The sequence below is a fragment of the Vitreimonas sp. genome, from assembly GCF_036392335.1.
Classification (GTDB): Bacteria; Pseudomonadota; Alphaproteobacteria; order Caulobacterales; family Aquidulcibacteraceae; genus Vitreimonas.
Map to the genome: position 1 here is coordinate 1 of NZ_DASVYD010000050.1, position 19,764 is coordinate 19,764.

Below are 19,764 nucleotides of genomic sequence, written 5' to 3' on the forward strand. Positions count from 1 at the left end.
AGGCGCTTACGGACTGACCGCTAGCCCGGTCAATTTTCTGAGCCATCCCCCGCCCAAGGAAATACTCATCACCAAGGGCCGCGCGGAGATCATTTAGCGCACAAGACCGACAGCGGCGTTTGCGTGAACGCCTAGCCTCGCTAAGGTTTTGCATGACTGATCTGATCCTGCACCAATACGCGGCCTCGCCCTATGCTGAAATGGTGCGTACGGCGCTGGGTCTCAAAGGCTTGTCCTGGCGCAAGGTCGATCAGCCCAACATCATGCCGAGACCGTTTCTCACGCCGCTCACCGGTGGCTATCGCCGCATCCCGGTGCTGCAGGTCGGCGCCGATCTCTATTGTGATACCGGGCTCATCTTGCGCGAGCTCGACAGGCGATTTCCCGACTCGCCCTTGACCTCGGCGAATGCCTCCGGCGCGGCGTGGGCCTTGCGCACCTGGGCCGAGCGCGCTTGGTTTGGCGCAACTGTCGCCATCGTTTTCGGTGCGCGCGGTGAGAACGTGCCGCAGGACTTCATCAAGGATAGAGAAGCGCTATCAGGACGTCCCTTTGATGTCGCGGCGCTCAAGGCCGCAGCGCCCGTCATGGCCGGACAATGGCGCGCCAACGCGGACTTGGTGGAAACTCAGCTGGCGGGAGCGGGCCCATTCTTGTTCGGCAAACAGGCGACCGCCGCCGACCTCGCCGCCTATCTCAATATCTGGTTTTTGGCCTCCGGCGAGCCGCGCGCCTTTTCCAGACTGACCACTGGCTATTCTCGTCTGCTGGCGTGGCAAGAGCGGATGAAGGCGTTCGGTCACGGCAAGCCCGAAAGGCTCAGCGCGGAGGATGCGTTCCAGATCGCCGCTGCCGCCACGCCTGAGGCGCAGCGAACCTCCATTGGCGACGATGCGCAGGGACTTGCGCCTGGCATGGCGGTCACGGTGATGCCCGATGATTATGGACGCAATCCCGTCGCCGGCGAGATCGTCTTCGTGTCGCCGCAAGAAATCGCAGTGCGCCGTCAAGCGGACGGAGCGGGGGACGTCGTTGTGCATTTTCCTCGTGCGGGCTTTGTGGTCACGCCCGTAACTTGAGTTCGCGCCAAACGAACGCGCGGTCGCTGCCGATTGATTGAACGCAAGCCGCGTATGAGGATTTAGCTTAGTATAATAAACAGCCGTTTCCGCAATTCCGACATCGGTTCCTGGCAGCGCATCGATTGACACTATCACGCTGAGTGCCAGCACGCCTTTGGGGCCGTCTCGACGCCAGGAGACATGCATGTGGCGCCCGCGAATGAAATAGACACCGACGTTGCGATCGGGCCGAGGTCGTTGCCTGGTCAGCTTGTGATCCCAGCTCGCGCCCGGGGTTTGGTGATCTTCGCCCATGGCAGCGGGTCGAGCCGGTTAAGTCCCCGCAACATCTACGCCGCAGAACAATTGCGTAAGCGGGGTTTCGCAACGCTGCTTTTCGACTTGCTGACGGCGGCTGAAAGCGCGGATCGGCGCAATGTGTTCGACATCCCGCTGCTCGCGCGCCGGGTTGGGGAAGCGATCGCGTGGGCGCGCGCGGATGCGCGGACCTCTGCTTTGCCCATCGGCCTATTTGGCGCGAGCACCGGCGCGGGCGCGGCGATCGCGGCGGCGGCGGCGCATGCCGGGAACGTGGATGCCATTGTGTCGCGCGGCGGACGTCCGGATCTCGCTGGGGATGCGCTGGAACAGGTTGAGGCGGGCGTTCTGCTTGTGGTCGGTAGTGAGGATCGCGAAGTGATCCAGCTTAATCGCATGGCCCAGCGCCTCATGCATTGCGAGACCAAGCTCGTCATCGTGCCAGGCGCGGGACATCTGTTCGAAGAACCAGGGACGTTGGATGAGGGGCTGAACGCGGCGGGGGATTGGTTTGCCACCCATATCGGCGAGGATCACCATGCGCCAACTTCCTTTTCCTGACCGCGCCGCCGCGGGCCGCGCGCTGGCGGCGGAATTGAGCGCGCAATCGTTCAAGAGCCCGGTCGTGTATGCGCTGCCGCGGGGCGGCGTGCCGGTGGCGGTGGAGATCGCCAAAGCCTTGAACGCACCGCTTGATCTCTTGCTGGTGCGAAAGATCGGCGCCCCTGGACAAGAAGAACTCGCGGTCGGATCCATCGTCGATGGTGAACGGCCGGACATTATTCTGAATGAAGACATCATCGCCGCGCTCGGCGTCAGCCGCCCGCAGATCGAGAGCGTGGCGGCGCGGGAGCTGCGGGAAATCGAGCGTCGAAGGGCGTTATATCTGCCGGGCCGCGCGCCGGTTTCGGCGGCGGGCAGAACGGCGATTTTGGTTGATGACGGCGTCGCCACTGGCGCCAGCATGAAGGCGGCGATCGCCGCGGTGCGGCGACGCACGCCAGAGCGGGTCGTCGTCGCGGCGCCGGTGGCTGCGCCGGAGACGGCGGCTGAGTTGAAGACCCTTGCCGACGATGTGGTGTGCCTCGATACCCCCGCCCGATTTGGTGCTGTCGGGTTCTTCTATCGCGATTTTCATCAGCTCGAGGACGATGAAGTGATCGCGCTGTTAGCCTCGTCGGGTGAGGCGACGACGCATTGCGGAGATTAGGCCGTGGTCGGAGCGAAGCTCAAACCCCCGGAGGCCGCGCTTGCGGAACTCGTACGTGCGAATTCCGCGGATTTGCCTGATCTTTCCGATGGAGCCGGTTTCGCGGCCTTCTTCGATCGGTTTGCCGACGCACGCGTAATGCTGCTCGGGGAAGCCACTCACGGCACGTCCGAATTCTATCGCGCGCGCGCCGCAATCACGCTGCGTCTTGTGCGGCGGCACGGTTTTCGCATCCTGGCGATCGAAGGCGATTGGCCGGATGCGGCCGAACTCGACCGCTATGTGCGTGAGCACGGGCGCTGGGGAGAGCGAAGCGCATTCGTCAATTTTCCGCGCTGGATGTGGCGTAACGCCGAATTCGCCGACCTGCTGAGAGAATTGCGCGCATGGAACGAGGGCCGCGTACACGATGAGCGAGTCGAGGTGCGTGGGCTCGATGTGTACAGCCTCCACCGCTCTGTTGAAGAGGTGCTCGCCTATCTCGATCGCGTCGACCCGGAAGGGGCGCGCGACGCGCGGCGGCGTTATGGTTGCATCACGCCCTATTTGGAGCGTCCGCAGGCTTATGGCGCGATGGCCATGCGCACCGGACGCACCTGTGAGGACGCCGTGGTGGAGCAATTGGTGGCGCTGTTGGAGGAGCGCCTCGCCTATGCGGGCGCCGACGGTGAAGCCTATTTCGACGCGGAACAGAATGCGCGGGTCGTCTGCGCGGCGGAGAATTATTATCGGGCGATGTACCGCGGCTCGACCGAGAGCTGGAACCTGCGCGATGGGCACATGTTCGATACGCTGGAGCGGCTGTTGGCGCTGCGCGGACCGGACGCCAAGGCCGTCGTGTGGGCGCATAATTCCCATATCGGCGACGCTGGCGCGACGGCGATGGGCGAGAGCGGCGAGTTCAATATCGGCCAGCTCGCGCGGGCGAAATATCGTGACCGCACCGTCGCGATTGGCTTTTCAACCGACCGCGGCGAAGTGATGGCCGCCGACGATTGGGGCGCGCCGCCGCGCATCAAACAAATCCTGCCGTCGCGCGCGGATTCTTGGGAACGCGTCTTCCGTGACGCCGGGCGACCGCGTTCCCTGACCACTTGGCGCGACGACCCCGAATTGGCCGAACATCTGGCGCTCCGTCGGCTCGAACGCGCGATTGGCGTGATCTATCGACCCGACACCGAGCGTTGGAGCCATTATTTTGACGCCCATCTGTCGCGTCAATTCGATGCGCTCGTATGGTTCGAGCAAACCACGCCCGTGACGCCGCTTCCCGGTTCTGCGCCGACAGGCGCTCCCGACATCTATCCGTTCGGTCTCTAGGGCGGGTCTCTCAGCCAGGCTCTTCGGGCGTCGCGTCCTCGTCGCGAGTGATGATCTCTGCAACGGCCAAGGCGCCGGCGCTGAGTTCATGGTGCTCGCGTGCGATGAGATCGCCATCGCCGCGCGCCCAGATGGCCGCATCCGTCAATTCCCGAAATGTGGGCTTCACGGAAAGGATGGCCGCGATCAGAACGCCGTCAATGTCGCCAAGCGTGTGGCGCACGTCATCCGCGGTGGCCATTCTGTTGACGTCAGTCTCAATATGGCTTCGTGTATTCATATCGGCCTCCTGACACGGCATCGGCGGCGGGCCCAACGGCTTCCACTCGACCCACTCTTGCTTGGATCAGCATTGATGTGGGTCAAAGCCAATCTTAGGCGAGCGCGGTCTGTAACGCGATCTCTAACCAGGACGACGTCATGCGCGCGATGCAGCTGGATCACCCGGGTGAGCGACTTCGATTGGTGGAACGTCCAGATCTGGAGCCCGGGCCTGGAGAGGTCCGTCTCGAGATTCGAACGTGCGGCGTGTGCCGCACCGATCTGCACGTCGTTGACGGCGACCTGCCGCCCCAGCGTCATCCGATCATCCCGGGACATGAGATCGTCGGCGTGGTGGAGCAACTGGGCGATGGCGTCGCGAGCCTGCGCGTTGGCGAGCGTGTCGGTGTCGGATGGCTGGGCAGCGCTTGCGGGGTCTGCCCTTATTGCGTCGCCGATCGAGAAAACCTCTGCGACGCGCCGGCGTTCACGGGCTACACACGCGACGGCGGCTTCGCGTCCCACGTTCTGGTGGACGCGCGATTCGCCTACCCTTTGCCAGAGGAACTCGGGGACGATTGCGGCATCGCGCCGCTTCTGTGCGCGGGCCTGATCGGCTGGCGTTCGCTGGTCGCGGCCGGCGAGGGGCGCTCGATCGGCCTCTACGGCTTTGGCGCGGCGGCGCACATCATTGCGCAAGTGGCGAAGTGGCAAGGGCGACGCGTGTCAGTGTTCACGCGGGAAGGGGATCAGGCCAGTCAGACCTTCGCGCGCGAACTCGGCGCTGACTGGGTGGGCGGCTCAGACGATGCGCCGTCCGAGGCTCTCGATGCGGCGATCATTTACGCGCCGGTCGGCGCGCTTGTGCCTGCGGCGCTCAAGGCGGTGCGCAAGGGCGGGCGCGTTGTCTGCGCTGGAATTCACATGAGTGATATCCCGACGTTTCCCTATCAGATCTTGTGGGGCGAGCGCGCAGTCGTTTCCGTCGCCAACCTGACGCGCCGCGATGCGCATGAGTTTCTCTCGCTTGCCCCCAAAGTGCGCATCAAGACGCAGACGACGCGCTATGGTTTGGAGCAGGCCAATGAGGCTCTGAGCGACCTGCGGGCGGGGCGCCTTCAGGGCGCGGCAGTACTTGTCACGTGAGTGCGAGGAGGTGGTGAAAGCCTCTCGCGAGGCCCCTATCCCGAGGATGTCGCGAGCGCGCGCCGACGATCGCGCAGCCAAGCCTTTTGTGTGGCCTCGACTTCACGCGCCGCATCCGCAACCTTCATTGTGAGCGCGGGAATTCCAGTGCGCCCCAGTGCATAGATCTGAGCGTAGAACCAATATTGCACGGCAAAGCCGTTGACTGCTCGAAGAGCCTTGAGCCCGTTCAAGAACGACAGCCAAGGGGGAAACAGCGCCAGTCCATCTTCTGCGCGTGGCAAGTGAGCCTCACCGAGAAGGAGGGCGTGTGCGCCGTCTGGACGAACGCAAAGCGGACGAGCCAGACCGATGACGTCGGCTGCATTCACCTCAAGCGCTTCGACCATGGCCGCGCGCGTGCGAAAGCCGCCTGTGGCCATGATCGGAATGGCGATCGCGCTCTTCATCGCCTTGGCGAAGTCGACGAAATAGGCTTCCCGTGCGAGCGTCGAAGCGGCGACGTTCGCCTGCGCCTCCGGCGGCTCCAGCCCCTCGATGCCCAGCAATTTCGGTTGCTCATAGGTGCCGCCAGAAATCTCTATCAGATCGACGCCGGCTTGCTCCAGCCAGCGCGCAACCTGCAGGCTTTCGGCAAACGCGAAGCCGCCGCGCTGGAAGTCGGCGCTGTTGAGTTTGACCGAGATCGGAAAGTCGGCGCCGACGGCCGCGCGCGTGGCCGCTATCACCGCGAGCAGGAAGCGTGCGCGGTTTTCAAGCGCGCCGCCCCAATGATCCGTGCGCAGGTTGGAACGGGGGCTCAGGAATTGGGAGATCAGGTACCCGTGCGCTGCGTGAATCTGCACGCCGGTAAAACCGGTCTCCCGGCACACCCGCGCCGCGTTCGCAAATCTGTTCACGAGCGTCTCGATCTCGGGCTCGGTGAGCGCCGTGGGCGCGCCAAACTGCCCACCGGGCAGTCCAAGTTTAACGGACGAGGGCGCCTTCGGGTGAGGGTTGACCGCCTTCATTGTCTGGCGACCCGCATGAGAAATCTGCGCCCAGAAGTGCGCGCCGCCGCTTGTCGCCGCTTTGGCCCAACGTGAAAGCGCCTCGCGCATTGGCGTGTCCGGCTCGCGATCGATGATGACGTTGCCCGGTCGCTCAAGATGGTCGGGGTCGATCTGGATATTGCCGGACAGCAACAGACCTGCGCCGCCGTCGCCCCAAACCCGGTAAAGCCGTTCGAGTGCTTCGGTCGGGCGTCCGAGCGGATCTGCAAGGCCTTCGGTCATCGCCGCTTTGGCCAACCGATTGGAGAGGCGCGCGCCGCAAGGCAGAATGAGTGTTTGATCGAGCATACAGAACCCAGAGACGCCGGTGATTGTTGCTACATATGGAAAGGCGCAGCCAGACGCCATACGGCGGCCTAGACTCCTCGGCGCCAAGAGACCCAATTAGGGCAGAGGCTCAGGCTTTCGGGTGCGGAGCGCGACGATAAGCACGCCAATGAACGCGAGCACCGCGCCGGCGACCATGCGCAGGTTGATGTCATCACCCGTTAGAAGGACGCCGAATCCGATCGTTGACAACGGCGTCAGAAGCGTAAGCGGAGCGACCAGGTTCGCTTCGTACCGGCTGATCATCCAAAAATAAGCCGAGTGCGCCACGACGGAAACGACGATCGCGGAGAAGAGGAGGGCTGCGGCGAAGCGCCAGCCTGCTTCGGCGGCGGCGGCCCATTGGCCCTGTTCCCAGAAGGCACTCGCGCACGCCAGCGGCAGAAAGGATACCAATCCGACCCAAGCCTGAAACCGAAGCGGGGCGACATTCTCGGTGCGCTTCATCAGCACTGCGCCGAGAGATCCGGCGAGCGCCGCGCCTATCACGAACCAAAGTCCCGCCGACAGCTCAATGCCCTGCGGCGACCACAACACAATGAGCACCCCCAGCAACGTAAGCGCGATGCCAAGGCCGCGTCGCCAGCGAATGCGTTCGCCGAGAATGAAGATCGAAAGAAGTGTAGTGAACGGCACGCCAATCTGTATGACGATGGCCACGGCCGAAGGCGACGCGCTCTGCAATCCCAGAAACAGCAGTGCGAAATTGCCGGCGCCCAAGAGCAGTCCGATCGCAGCGACGCGCAGATGCGGGCGCGGCATCGGCAACAGCCAGGGCAGGGTGACGAGCGCCACAAGCGAGAAGCGCAGCGCCGCAAAGAAGAGCGGTGGGACGCTCCAATGATCAATAACGATCTTGCTGAGGACGTTGCTAAAGCCCCAGACCAAACAAATCAGGATGAAGATAACAAAATCGCGTGGGCGCACGGGGAGACGTTCATGCAAGGCGGCCTAAGAAAGTCGCACAACATGGCCCGGCGCCGTTGCGTCACGTCAAATGGAGCGAGGCCGACAGGGTAGTTTACGCGCGAGCCGGGATCGACCCTCCGGCCTTGACCGAGCGATTTACGGGCGGGTTTCCAAGTTAAGCGCGCCGGCGATTGCCGACCACGGGACCAATTTGAAGTTCTGATTTTCCTGGGGCGCGATATTGCGCCCGTCTTGGGCGACGAAAATGCCGGCCGCATATGGCCCGCCAAGGTTGGCGCTGAGCACTTCGAGCCCGTCGGTTTCGGAGATGCCGTCGATGCCGCGCGCCGCGTCGGCAAGCACCGCGAACGACCCGACATAGTCGTTGTTCCCCTCGCGGCGGAACACGGCGTAAGTATTGTTGCCCTGGCTTGAAAGCACCAGATAGCCGCGCCCGTCGCCGAGGTCGTACAGCCCGATGCCTTCGAGGTCGTCTTTCAGCGCGCCGTGCGCCGCGACTGTGATGACCGAGGTCGGCGCGACCCCGCCGTCCGGCTCGGCGCTGATGCGCCAGAGGCCCACATCCTCCTCCGCCACATAGAGCACGCCGGTTTCGTCGTCCGCGACGCAGCCTTCGGTCTGTGAGTTGAACGGAATGTCCCGCACCGGTGTCGCGCGCACTCGGCCATTGCCGCTGTCATTCAATCGGTATTGGCGCAGGTCGCCATCATCGCCATTGATGAAGACGTAGGTTTCACCCGAGCGGGCGCTGCGATACATGCAAAGCCCGTAGGGGTCGAGAAATCCCGTCGGCTGGAGGCCGTCGGCCACGTCGATGAGCCGGCGCGTGGCGGGATCAACGCGATAGAGGGCGATGCCGTCGGTGGTGCGATTGCTGGCGGCGACCAGCGCGACCGTCTGATCGCCCAGACGGAAATTGTCGCGCACATCGACATTGTTCATCCGGCCATCCGGCAGGAATTGCAGCACATTGCCCTGCAAATCATAGACGTAGAGTCCCGATTGCTTCTGCGTGCCAATAATGATGCTGCGCGTTGGATCATGGCGGTCGACCCAGATGGCCGGATCGTCGGCGCTGTCGCCGTCGGTTTCGACTGGCGTCGTTTCCGCTAGCGGATGCACGATCGGCATGTCGGATTGTGGCGGCGTGCGCGGGTCCTGGGCTGCGCCCGTCGTCAGATTAAGCGCATCGGCGATATCGGCCCATGAGACGAGCTTATAATTGGCGCCGCCGTCGTTTTCGTCGTCGGTCGCGACCAGCGCGCCCTGGGGCAGGCGCGGCGAGAAGGCGAAACTTGATGCGTTCAGGCCGCCAGCTGCTTCAACGCTATCGACATCGCCGCCGCCCAGCGTGAAGCTGCCGACATAGGCATGGTCATTGTTGCGGTCATAGACGTGGAATTGGTTGGCCGAGGCGTCGGAGCCAACGAGATAGCTCGCCGCGCCGGCACGATAAATGGCTAAGCCGCCTGCCTCCTCGGTGATGCGGCCGAGGCGCACCGCATCGATCAGGTGCGGCACGACTTCCGCTTCGGGGTCGGCGTCAAAGCGCCAGAATCCCACGCCCTGTTCAGCGACATAGAGATCCCCGCTGACATCGTCGGCGGTGCAATAGCTCGCCTCGGACGCAACCCGCAATTCACGCACAAGCGTTGCATCGAAGCCGCCGTCGCGCGCGCCGATCATGTATTGTGCGATCTGGCCTGCGCCGCCGAGCGCGAATGCGTAAAGCGTTTGGTCGCGTGCGTCGCGATAGAGGCACAGACTTTCACCGGCGAATCCGATTGATAGCGCCCTGGCGGTGCGCTCGCGGTGCGCGCCGGTTTCCGCGTCGAGTTCGAACAAGCGCAATTGGTTGGTTGCGCCATCCAGTGTCGCGACGACCCAGGCGTTCTCGCTTGGCGCGCCGTAGCGCGCATCAACGCTCACCGTCGCGCCCGATGCGATCGCGTCAATACGCGCCCCATCGAGCGAATAGAGTTCAACGCCTGTCGTTTCGCTTGAGCCCAGGATCAAGCCGCCGCCATTGCCGCGCGGCAAGATCAGCGCCGTGTTGGCGTCGGATTGCGCCGTCGGCGCGGTTTCGGCGAGGGCGTACAGCGCCGGGACGCGCGGTGCGCCGCCGCCCGCGCAGCTTGCGAGCGCCGCGGTGGCGAAGAATCCGACCAGCCAAGTTTTGTTCATTTCTGCGAGTCCCATAAGCGCGGCGGGCCTACAGGGGTTTTGTGACACTTTCCTCACGCTCGCGCGGTTGCGCGCGACCACGGATCAGAAATGCGGTGAGATTGGTGGTGGGGGGGAGAATTGAACTCCCGACCTTGGGGTTATGAATCCCACGCTCTAACCAACTGAGCTACCCCACCGCGGGCGCGTCCGCGCCGGCATGAAGGGGCGGAGACATAAAGCCCGAGCGCCGTCGCCGCAAGCGCTCGGGGCGCACAAAATGCCGTCCGCACGGGCGCTGATTGTGGTATTTGAACACCGCCAAGCGGGTGCGTTTCGCTTGTCGCGAGTCGGCGCTTCGGCGATGGTCCGCCCGCGAGCGGAGGGCGTGCGATGTTGTGGCTGCGGGCATTGGGCCAGGAGCATCTCGACCTAACACTCAACGCCGCGCCGGACATCCGCACCCGCGTCGTCGATCGCCCGGGCTTGTGGATGAGTCCAGAACAGCTCGAGGCGCTGCTCAGGGACGTGCGCGCGATCGCGCGCGCCACCTTACCCGATGGCGATCTCAGCTATGGCGTTCTTGGCGGCGACCCCGCGCGCCTGGCGGCGTCGGTCATCACGGTGCTCTACGACCGCAAGAGCGACGCGCCAATCGCCTTCAACGCGCTTGCCTGGTTGCCTGTTAGCCTGCGCGGCCGCCCCCTCGATGTGCTGCATCTCGGCCTCGTCATGGTCGATCCCGCCGCGCGCAACCGCGGCATGTCGTGGCTGCTTTACGGGTTCACCTGCTTCATACTTTTTCTACGGCGCGGCGGGCGGCCGGTCTGGGTGTCGAACGTTACGCAAGTGCCCGCCGTGTTCGGCATGGTCGCGGAAAGCTTTGCTTCGGTCTATCCGACGCCGAACGGCGACAAGCCGACGTTTGAACACGTGCTGCTCGCACGCCAGATCATGGCGTCGCATCGCCACGCCTTCGGCGTCGGCCCCGAAGCTGGCTTCGATGAAGCCCGTTTCGTGATCACCAACGCCTATACCGGCGGCTCGGATGATTTGAAAAAGACGTTCGAAGACGCTCCCAAGCATCGCAAAGACGCCTTCAACGAGGCCTGCGCGCGTGAGCTCGACTACAGGCGCGGCGATGATTTCCTGCAACTCGGCCAAGTGAACATGAGCGCGGCGCAAGCCTATGTCTGGGACGTGGTGCCGCGTGAATCACTCCCCGGCGTCATCCTCAGCGGCGCGTTCTTGGCGTTGCAATCGCTGATATTGCCCATCCTGCATTGGTTTGACGCCAACACAGCCTGGGGCTCGCTGCGCCCCGCTAAGGTGCGCGCATGAACGCTTTTACCTACGCCGAAATGACGACGCGCAATCTGGGCTTCGTCACGCCCGAAGAACAGGAAAAGCTGCGCGCCGCGCACGTGTTTATTCCCGGTGTCGGCGGTATGGGCGGCGCGTGCTTTCTGACTTTGCTGCGCGCGGGGGTCGGCAATTTCACCATCGCCGACATCGACACCTTCGAGATATCCAATCTCAACCGCCAAGTCTTTGCCTTCACCGATACGGCTGGCCGCTCCAAAGCGGAGGTCGCCGCCGAGGCCGCGGCGCGCATCAATCCCGAAGCGAAACTCAAGGTGCTCGGCGCTGAATGGCTCGATCAGATCGAAGCGCTCGCGACCGCCCATCCCATCATCGTCAATGGCACGGACGACGCCCAAGCCGGTGTGCGCATGTACCGCGTCGCTCGCGAAAAACGCGCGACTGTGATCGATGCCTATGCCGCCACGCTGCCGTCTGTGTACGTCGTCCGCCCCGATGATCCGCGCCCGGAAGAGCGGATGGGCTACCCGACCGTCGGCAAGGATTGGCAGTCGATCAGCGACGACGATCGCCAAGCCTGCTTGATGAAAGAACTCGAATGGGCGCTGACGCATTCGAGTACGCACAAATACGTCGATCTCGGCATCGCCGCCGAGCTTGCGGCGGGCAAGCGCAAGCGCTTTTCCTTCGCGCCCATGGTCATCACCACCGGCAATCTGATGGCCTATGAGGCGATCCGCCTGATCCTGGGCCACGCCGGCGGCGCCGACCATCGCGGCTATTTCTTCAATCCGCATGCCGCGCGGGTGGAGAAGCCATTGGCCTGGCCGCTCTCGGCGCTGAAGGGCGCGCTGGTGCGTCAGTTCATGGCGAAGATGACGGCGTCTTGATGGAAACCACCGCCGCCAGCATCGCGCTCAACCTGCTCGCCTTCATCGGCGCAGGCGCTTACGTGCTCGGCCAAACCAGTGCGCGCGGCGCCTCGCCGGTGGATCAACGCTTGGGCGCGTTGTTCACAGTGCTGATGGCGCTGGTTGGCGTGCGCGCGTTGCGCTGGTGGCTGGAGGTCGAAGCACTGCGTCGCATCGAGGAAGCGATCGCGGCGCTGTTGCCGCTGTTCGCGCTGTTCTTGGCCGAAGGCCTGCTCCGCCGCCATGCGCCATCTCGGTTGAAACAGGCCATCGCGATCGGCGTGGCCATCTTTATGCTGGCGGCGGTGCTGCGCCCCATCAGTATCGCGCCGCTCTTCGCGTACGCACTCGGGGCTTTCGTTTCGCTCTCGTTGATCAGCCTCGCCGTTTTCCTCGCCGCGCGCGACCGCGCTTCGCTCTCCGCCGGTGAGAACGACGCGATCAGCGCGCTGTTCGTTGGGCTGATCATCGCGGTGCCGCTTGGCGCGACCGATTTCCTCGCTGGCGCTGGCGTTTCGCCGATCCGCGCCGGCGGCCTCGGCTTGCTCGTGTTCATCCTCGCCGTCGCCCGCGTTACCGCGCATGGCGGCGGTGGCTTGAGCGTGGTGGAGGAGGTGTTCTGGGCCGTGCTCGCGGCGGCGCTTGGGTTTGCGGTGTTCATCTTTGTATTCGGTGCGCCGCCGCTGATGGCCGCGCTCACTTGGTTCGCGCTGATCGCGGCATTGGTGCTCGTGTTCCGTGTCGTCCAGTACGTGCGTGAACTCCGCGAAGCGCGCTCCCGCTCGTCGTTCTGGCGCGCCTTCGCCGAGGCGCCAACGGACAATCTCGACGCCTTCCTTGACCGCATGCTCGACGCGCCGGAACTGCAGCGCGCACGCCTACTCGAAGGCGCCGCGCTCGCTGGCTACGATCATGCGGCCCTCTTGCGTGGCTTCGACCAAGGCCCTGTGCTCAGCGGTGCCGAAGCGCGCGCGTGGGGCGCCGGCGCGCTTGAGCAATTGTGCGTGTTGTTCGACGAGCAGGAGGCCACGCACGCGATCCTCGTGACCCGTGAACCGCTCCGTATTCTTTTCGTCAATCTCCCGCGGGTTGGCGCCGGCCCCGACGTCGATCTGCAACTCCAACTCTTGGCAAAGCTCGCCGGGCAGGCTGCCCGTGCTTGAGCTGCGTGAAGGCGATAAGCGCGCTTTCTTCGATGCGCCATTCAACGCTTACGGCGCAGACTCGCTCTACGTCACGCCGATGTGGAGCGACATTGATCGCTATTTCGACGCCAAAAAGAACCCGCTGTTCAAAGCCGGCAATCCGTTTCGCATTTTCACCGCGCATCGCGACGGCAAGGCCATTGGCCGCATCTGCGCCCACATGCACGAGGCGTCCAACACGCGCCACAACACCAACCGCGCCTATTTCGGTTTCTTTGATGTCGCGGACGATGTTGAAGCCGCGACCGCGCTCTTAGGCGCGGCCGAGGCGTTCGGGCGCGCGCAGGGCGCCGACGAGATCGCCGGTAATTTCAATCTCACCGCCATGCAGCAGCTTGGCGTGACCACCGAGGGCTTCGCAGCGCAACCCTACACCGACATGGTCTATGCACCGCCCCACGTGGCGGCGCTGTTGAAGCACAACAAGTATGAGCCGACCTTCCCGGTCAGTACCTGGGAGATTGATCTCACCAGCGCCAATCCGGAGGCACTGCTCACCGACAAGGCCCGCGCCGCGCTCATCGATCCCGCCTACGAATGGACCCGCATTGATCGCCGCAATTTCGCCGCGCGCCTTGAGGACGCGCGCAACGCTCTGAACGACGGCTTCGCCAAGAACCCGATGTTCGTGCCGCTCACGCGCGAGGAATACGAATTCCATGCGAAGGAGATGATGTGGATCCTCGATCCCCGCATTTCATGCTGCGTGCGCGCGAACGGGCAGGCGGCGGGCGTTGTCGTCTGCATCCCGGACCTAAACCCGTTCATGAGGGCGGTGCGCGGCGCATATGGTTGGAACGCACCAATTGAATTCATCAAGCAGCGCTTCAACCGCAAGCGCGCCGTGATCATCTATTATTCGACCGCGAGAACCCACCAAGGTCGTGGACTCAACAGCGCCATGCTCTATCGCGTGCTCACGAATCTGCGTGCCGCCGGTTATGAAAAGCTCGGCATCACCTGGGTCGCGGACGTCAACGCGGCCAGCCTCCGCCAAGTGGAAAAGCTCGGCGCCACGCGCTTGCATAGCCTCCACCTTTTCCGCAAAGCGCTGACATGAACGTCGATTTGACCGCGCTGATCGAGGCCGCCAATCGCGCGCCCTCCGTGCACAACATCCAACCCACGCGCTTTCGTTTCGACGACGAACGCACCATCACGTTGCTCGAAGACACAAGCCGGCGCCTTTTGGTCGGCGATCCGGAGGGCAAGGACAATCAAAAGAGCCTTGGCGCCGCTTTCGAAGGGCTGATGCTGGCACTCGCCGCGCGCGGCCTTGGCGGGGAAGTGCAAAAGCTCAAAGGTGATGGCGATCTGCGCGAAACGATTTGCGTCCGTATCGCCACTGGCGGTGTTAGCGACGCGTTTGAGCCTATCACGCGCACCCGCGCCAGCTATCGCGGCGCTTTCGCCAAGCCAAACGACGTCGACCACGCAGCGCTCGCCCAGATATCGGAAGCCTGCCCGGACCTCCACATTGTCGAGGGCCCCGACGCTCTGCAACACATCGCGCGGGTATTTGACGACGCGAGCATGGAGGTGCTCCGGGCGCCGGCCTATCGCGCTGAACTGCTCTCATGGATGCGCCTCTCGCCGAAACACCCGCGCTACGAACGCGACGGTCTCAACGCGGCCCACATGGCGCTGTCGCCCATCGAAGCGTTGGGCGCGGGCGTTGTGCTCGGCCCCAAGGCATTTCCCTTGCTCGATTCCGTCGGCCTCGCCGAGCCGCTGATCTCCGAAAGCGGCAAAGTGCGTAGTGCGGCGGGCGTCGCGCTCTTCCATCGCCCGGTGGAGGAAACGGAGTTCGAAACCGGCCGGCGCTTCTATCGCGTTTGGCTGGAGGTCGAGCGGGCAGGGCTCGCGCTTTGCCCGATGTCCGTGCTCGCCGACGTGCCGCGCGTTGCACAAGGCCTGCTGCGCGAGAACGCCATCGGCGCCGACCGCAAGCTCGTCACCGCGTTCCGTATCGGCCGTCGTCCGCAAGGCTGGAATCAACCGCCGCGCGCGCGATTACCGGTCGATGAGCTGATCGTCAAAGCAGCTTGAGATATTCCAGCAGCGCGCGCTTCTGCGTCTCGCTCAGCGCCTCAAATTCCCGCCCGTGGCCCTGGTTCGAGAAGCCCCGCGTGCGTGTGTCGATTAGACTGGGCGTGGACCAAGGCTGATAGCCCTGTGGGTACAGATAGTCGCCATCCGCATTGCGTTCGCCCGCGATCCCCACGCGCGCATAATCCAAACGATGCCCCCCAACTTGGAACCGCGCGGGTCGTTCGTTCGGATGCATCAAATGCCAAAGCGTCGGCACCGAGCCATTGTGCAAATAGGGCGCGCTCAGCCATAGCCCCTCGAGCAAGGGCGCCGCGTAGCCGCCGGTGGATCGCGCTATCATGCGGTCGCCATACGCAGAGCGCGTCACGGCATCCGCTGCGGCCGCGTCAAACACCTGCCAACGCCCCGGATCGGTGTCATACGGCCCGACCCAGTTCGGAAACGACACCAGCGCGGGATTCTCCAAGCTCTCGTCATAGGCGCCGTGGCACGATGCACAGTTCGCCGCGTAAATGCCACGCCCTTGTGCCGCCAAGCGCGCATCGACGCGACCTGGAAAGCGCGGCGCCTGATAATCGCGCAGGAAGGCGAAAACATGCTGCGCCTCATCGATATAAGCCGCCGCGCGATCCGGATGCACGCCCATGCTCGGTACGGTGAAAAAGGCCGTCACCGCCGCCAGCTCGCTTACATGTGCGTCGCTGATGTCCGCACGTGCAATTGCGCGATCGGGCGCGCCGGCGGTTGGCGCGTAGGCGCCATCATAGAGCAGCGATGAGCGGAAGCCGCGTGCGCCAAGGTCAGGAATCGAGGTAAACCCGCGCGCCGTTTCATAAGCATCGGCGTCCAGCAAGCCGAACTGCATCCGCAACGCCGCAACGCCGTTCGTCAGTCCCGGCGCGCCATTCACGAACGGCAGTGCGCGATCACCGCTCGCTTCGAGCGCATCCATGCGCGCCTGGAGCCGCGGCATCACGAAGCTGCGGATGGTGCTGACCTCGGCGTCGCTGGTGTCCGGAAACAGCGTGCGCATGGCGGCGATCAAGTGTTCCTCATCGCCACGCGCCGCCTTGAACGCTGCGTAGACCTCACGCACGTAGAGCTCGAGATCGAGCGATGTGTTGGGCGCCCCGAGCCAAGCCACGTCAGTGCGCGGCAGGCCGTCCGCGTCAAACGTATGCCCCGCATGGCAGGACGAGCAGGCAAGATTGGCTGCCGTCAGCTCCACGGGCGGCAGGTCGCGTCGAACGAGGCCAAGCGAAAGCCCGTGCGGCGCCTCCAGCGTGTGCGCGGGCTGCGGCGCGCCATCGGGCCAATTGCCGATTGTCTCGGGGTAGAGAAAGCCGAACCGTGTCATGATCGGGCGAATGCGTGCGGCCGAAACCTCGCCGCCATTCAGCGCGACATCGCGCAGCACCAACGCCGTCGCCGCCAAACGCCAGGGCACGGCGTGCGTTTCCAACGTATCCGTGTTCAGTGCGCCAAAATCGCTGACCGCGAAAATCACCGCCCCGCGCTGCGCTGGCGTCAACGATTCCATGTCGTATGTCTCGAGCGCGGTTGCGTGGCCTTCGGCGTATCCGCGGAAGAAATCGCGCATTGCCGTCGAGCAGGCGCCCAGCGCGAAGATCACTCCGATCAGGGCGAACGTGGTCCAAGGCGTGCGCGAGTGCATGTCGGCCTCCTGGCTGACAGAAAGCACACTTCGCTGCGTTCGCCTATCCGTTCGCTAGAGGTGCGCGAGGATGGCCGCGCCCATCTGCGTGCAGCTAAGTTCACCACCGAGGTCACGCGTCCGCGCACCGCTCTCGAGCGCCCGCGCCACCGCAGCGTCGATCGCGTCGGCCTCTCCGTTCAGCCTCAACCCATGTCTGAGCAACATCGCCGCCGAGAGCACGGCGCCGATCGGATTGGCCAAGTCGCGCCCGGCAATATCGGGAGCGGACCCATGCACGGGCTCGAACAGCCCGGGCCCGGAATCGCCGAGCGACGCCGAGGCCCCCAAACCGAGCGAGCCGCCCAAGGCGGACAGCTCATCGGTCAGAATGTCGCCGAACATGTTCTCGGTGACGATCACGTCATAGGCGCGCGGATTGCGCAGCACATGCATCGTCATCGCGTCGATCAGCACGTGCTCGAGCTCGACGTCTTTGAATTCGCTCTGGTGCACCCGAATGACCGTCTCGCGCCACAGCCGGCTGGTCGCCATGACATTGGCCTTATCGACGGAGCTCACCTTGTTGCGTCGTGTTCGCGCCGCCGCGAAGGCCTTGCGCGCAATGCGTTCGATTTCGCCCACAGTGTAAACGCAGAGGTCGCTGGCTTCGGTCGCGCTCTGCGTCTTCTCGCCGAAATAGGAGCCGCCAGTGAGCTCGCGGAACACCAGCATGTCCACGCCCTCGACGATCTCGCGCTTCAGCGGCGAGTGATCCAGCAGGGACTTGTGCATGAGGGTAGGGCGAATGTTCGCATAGAGGCCGAGCGCCTTGCGAATGCCGAGCAAGCCTTGCTCCGGGCGTTTGGGGGCCAAATCCCATTTCGGTCCGCCCACGGCGCCCAAGAACACCGCGTCCGCCGCGCGGCACGCAGCCAAAGTCTCACTTGGCAACGGCTCGCCGGTCTCATCGATAGCGATGCCGCCAATGTGGTGTGAGGCGAACGTGAAATCATGGCCGAAGCGTTTGCCGACAGCCTCCAACGCCAATCGCGCCTGCGCGGTCACCTCGGGGCCGACGCCATCGCCTGGCAGCAGGACGATGCTGTAAGCGCTCATATGGCGCGCTCCCGCTCATAGGTCTCGATCATCGGCACGCGGTCAATGAGCCAGCCCATCGGATCAACGCCTTCGATCAGACAGCGACGCGCAAACGGCTCAACGTGAAACTTGATCGGCGGATTGTTGCCGATGGTGAGTTCGCTCTTCTCCAGATCGATGCTCACACGCCCGCCTGGATCGTCCATCAGCCGCGCGTGCGTTTCCTTATCGACAGTGATTGGCAGCAACCCGTTCTTCAACGCGTTCGAAGTGAAGATGTCGGCGATCGTGGTCGATATCACGGCGCGAAAGCCATAATCGGTGAGCGCCCAAGGCGCATGCTCACGCGACGAACCGCAGCCGAAATTGTCGCCCGCCACCAGCACGCGATGCTCGCTCGGGTCAATCGTGTTGAGCGGCTCGTCTGGCCTTGGCCTGCCGTCGGCGTCGTAGCGCCAATCATAGAACGCCGCCTTGCCGAGGCCCTCGCGCGAAGTGGTCGTCAGGAAGCGCGCGGGGATGATCTGGTCGGTGTCGATCGCTTCCTGCTTCATGACATAGGTGCGCGAGACGAGTTGCTTGAACGGTTCAGGCACGCTTGGCCTCCTGCTGTGGCTGCGTGAAGATGCGCGGATCGGTGAGCACGCCGGCGATCGCACTTGCCGCCGCCGTGGCGGGACTGGCGAGGATAGTGCGGGCGCCTTTGCCCTGGCGGCCTTCAAAATTTCGATTAGATGTCGAAATGGCGAGCTTACCCGGCGCGACGAAATCGCCGTTCATGGCGATACACATAGAACAGCCAGGTTCGCGCCACTCCGCACCGGCGTCCTTGAACACCTGATGCAGGCCCTCGGCCTCCGCTTGTTTCTTCACCGCTTCAGAGCCCGGCACGACAAGCATCCGCACGCCACGCTTCACCTTGTTGCCGCGCAACACCTCCGCAGCGGCGCGCAAATCGGAAAGGCGGCCATTGGTGCACGAACCGACGAACACGACATCGACTGGATATTCAGTCGTGGCGTGACCGGCTTCGAAGCCCATATAGGCGAGCGCTTTCGCTTCTGAATCGTTGGCGGGCGCGGGTGCGACCGAACCAATCGGCAATGCGGCGTCCGGCGTCGTGCCCCAGGTCGCCATCGGCGTGATCGCGCCGCCATCGATGCGAATCTCGTTGTCGAACGTGGCGCCGTCATCGGTCGCGAGCGCCAGCCATTCGCGCGCGATCTCCTCGAAGCGGTCACCCTTCGCGACGTGACGGCGACCGCGCAGAAATTCGATGGTCTTTTCGTCGGGCGCCACCATGCCGGCGCGGGCGCCAGCTTCGATCGACATATTGCAGAGCGTCATACGCCCTTCCATGTCGAGCGCGCGGATCGCGGAGCCGGCGTACTCAATGACGTAACCCGAGCCGCCGCCGAAGCCGATCTTGGCGATCACCGCCAGCGTCAAATCCTTCGCCGAAACGCCGGGCTGCAATACGCCGTCCACTGTCACGCGCATGCGCTTCGGCTTGCGCTGCAGCAAACATTGCGTCGCCAGCACGTGGCCGACCTCGGACGTGCCGATGCCGAACGCCAGGGCGCCAAAGGCGCCGTGCGTTGCGGTATGGCTGTCGCCGCAGACGACGACCATGCCGGGCTGCGTCAGGCCCAATTCTGGCGCCATCACGTGCACGACGCCGCGGTCATCGCTGTCCCAGCCGGCCAAGGCGATGCCGTGTCGCGCGCAAT

18 protein-coding genes and 1 tRNA gene are annotated in these 19,764 nt (G+C 64.1%); 10 read left to right on the forward strand and 9 right to left on the reverse strand.

Going from position 1 to position 19,764, the window contains the following annotated elements:
- Positions 1-152: 152 nt before the first annotated feature.
- The 4 genes from VF769_RS11700 to VF769_RS11715 all read left to right on the forward strand — a co-directional run bounded on the left by VF769_RS11700 (position 153) and on the right by VF769_RS11715 (position 3,909).
- Positions 153-1,079: a glutathione S-transferase family protein gene (locus VF769_RS11700; RefSeq protein WP_331008591.1), complete on the forward strand. Its 927-nt coding sequence runs from the start codon at positions 153-155 to the stop codon at positions 1,077-1,079.
- Between the two features lie 189 nt (positions 1,080-1,268).
- Positions 1,269-1,940 carry a dienelactone hydrolase family protein gene (locus tag VF769_RS11705; RefSeq protein WP_331008592.1) on the forward strand — a complete coding sequence of 224 codons (672 nt, stop codon included), beginning with the start codon at positions 1,269-1,271 and terminating at the stop codon, positions 1,938-1,940.
- Entirely contained in the window at positions 1,918-2,589 is a 672-nt protein-coding gene (locus VF769_RS11710; protein WP_331008593.1) for a phosphoribosyltransferase, read from the forward strand. The genes VF769_RS11705 and VF769_RS11710 overlap by 23 nt, the downstream gene beginning before the upstream one ends.
- A 3-nt stretch (positions 2,590-2,592) precedes the next feature.
- Positions 2,593-3,909, forward strand: coding sequence for an erythromycin esterase family protein (locus VF769_RS11715; RefSeq protein ID WP_331008594.1), 1,317 nt, complete (start codon positions 2,593-2,595; stop codon positions 3,907-3,909).
- A gap of 10 nt (positions 3,910-3,919) precedes the next feature.
- Here VF769_RS11715 and VF769_RS11720 read toward each other — a convergent pair whose 3' ends face one another.
- A complete protein-coding gene (locus VF769_RS11720; protein ID WP_331008595.1) occupies positions 3,920-4,150 on the reverse strand; it encodes a hypothetical protein in 231 nt (76 codons plus the stop codon).
- Between the two features lie 179 nt (positions 4,151-4,329).
- On the opposite strand from VF769_RS11720, the gene VF769_RS11725 reads away from it, so the two are divergent.
- Positions 4,330-5,316, forward strand: a complete 987-nt coding sequence (locus VF769_RS11725; RefSeq protein WP_331008596.1) for a zinc-dependent alcohol dehydrogenase family protein — start codon at positions 4,330-4,332, stop codon at positions 5,314-5,316.
- Positions 5,317-5,351: 35 nt separating this feature from the next.
- Here the strand turns inward: VF769_RS11725 and VF769_RS11730 are convergent, their stop codons facing one another.
- The 4 genes from VF769_RS11730 to VF769_RS11745 all read right to left on the reverse strand — a co-directional run bounded on the left by VF769_RS11730 (position 5,352) and on the right by VF769_RS11745 (position 9,988).
- Positions 5,352-6,656: an NADH:flavin oxidoreductase/NADH oxidase family protein gene (locus VF769_RS11730; RefSeq protein WP_331008597.1), complete on the reverse strand. Its 1,305-nt coding sequence runs from the start codon at positions 6,654-6,656 to the stop codon at positions 5,352-5,354.
- Between the two features lie 96 nt (positions 6,657-6,752).
- Positions 6,753-7,622 carry a DMT family transporter gene (locus VF769_RS11735; RefSeq protein ID WP_331008598.1) on the reverse strand — a complete coding sequence of 290 codons (870 nt, stop codon included), beginning with the start codon at positions 7,620-7,622 and terminating at the stop codon, positions 6,753-6,755.
- A gap of 138 nt (positions 7,623-7,760) precedes the next feature.
- Positions 7,761-9,809, reverse strand: coding sequence for a phytase (locus VF769_RS11740; protein ID WP_331008599.1), 2,049 nt, complete (start codon positions 9,807-9,809; stop codon positions 7,761-7,763).
- A gap of 102 nt (positions 9,810-9,911) precedes the next feature.
- A tRNA-Met gene (locus VF769_RS11745) sits at positions 9,912-9,988 on the reverse strand.
- 193 nt (positions 9,989-10,181) lie between these two features.
- Here VF769_RS11745 and VF769_RS11750 point away from each other — a divergent pair.
- Genes VF769_RS11750 through VF769_RS11770 form a run of 5 tightly spaced genes read left to right on the forward strand, consistent with a single transcriptional unit; the run spans position 10,182 to position 15,276 of the window.
- Positions 10,182-11,129, forward strand: a complete 948-nt coding sequence (locus tag VF769_RS11750) for a hypothetical protein (protein WP_331008600.1) — start codon at positions 10,182-10,184, stop codon at positions 11,127-11,129.
- Positions 11,126-12,001, forward strand: coding sequence for a ThiF family adenylyltransferase (locus VF769_RS11755; protein WP_331008601.1), 876 nt, complete (start codon positions 11,126-11,128; stop codon positions 11,999-12,001). Before VF769_RS11750 ends, VF769_RS11755 begins: the two co-directional genes overlap by 4 nt.
- Positions 12,001-13,185: a hypothetical protein gene (locus VF769_RS11760; RefSeq protein WP_331008602.1), complete on the forward strand. Its 1,185-nt coding sequence runs from the start codon at positions 12,001-12,003 to the stop codon at positions 13,183-13,185. Before VF769_RS11755 ends, VF769_RS11760 begins: the two co-directional genes overlap by 1 nt.
- Positions 13,178-14,287 (forward strand): GNAT family N-acetyltransferase, encoded by a 1,110-nt coding sequence (locus VF769_RS11765; protein WP_331008603.1) that lies wholly within the window; start codon positions 13,178-13,180, stop codon positions 14,285-14,287. The genes VF769_RS11760 and VF769_RS11765 overlap by 8 nt, the downstream gene beginning before the upstream one ends.
- Entirely contained in the window at positions 14,284-15,276 is a 993-nt protein-coding gene (locus VF769_RS11770) for a hypothetical protein (RefSeq protein WP_331008604.1), read from the forward strand. The genes VF769_RS11765 and VF769_RS11770 overlap by 4 nt, the downstream gene beginning before the upstream one ends.
- Here VF769_RS11770 and VF769_RS11775 read toward each other — a convergent pair.
- From VF769_RS11775 to VF769_RS11790, 4 genes are all read right to left on the reverse strand, one after another.
- The gene (locus tag VF769_RS11775) at positions 15,263-16,954 is read right to left on the reverse strand and encodes a hypothetical protein (RefSeq protein ID WP_331008605.1); all 1,692 of its coding nucleotides are present in this window, start codon (positions 16,952-16,954) and stop codon (positions 15,263-15,265) included. The two genes, VF769_RS11770 and VF769_RS11775, sit on opposite strands and share 14 nt — an antisense overlap.
- A gap of 54 nt (positions 16,955-17,008) precedes the next feature.
- Positions 17,009-18,052, reverse strand: a complete 1,044-nt coding sequence (gene leuB, locus VF769_RS11780) for a 3-isopropylmalate dehydrogenase (RefSeq protein ID WP_331008606.1) — start codon at positions 18,050-18,052, stop codon at positions 17,009-17,011.
- Positions 18,049-18,630, reverse strand: a complete 582-nt coding sequence (gene leuD, locus VF769_RS11785) for a 3-isopropylmalate dehydratase small subunit (RefSeq protein ID WP_331008607.1) — start codon at positions 18,628-18,630, stop codon at positions 18,049-18,051. The genes leuB and leuD overlap by 4 nt, the downstream gene beginning before the upstream one ends.
- A partial coding sequence (locus VF769_RS11790) for a 3-isopropylmalate dehydratase large subunit (protein WP_331008608.1) occupies positions 18,623-19,764 on the reverse strand: 1,142 nt, incomplete at its 5' end. The genes leuD and VF769_RS11790, both read right to left, overlap by 8 nt.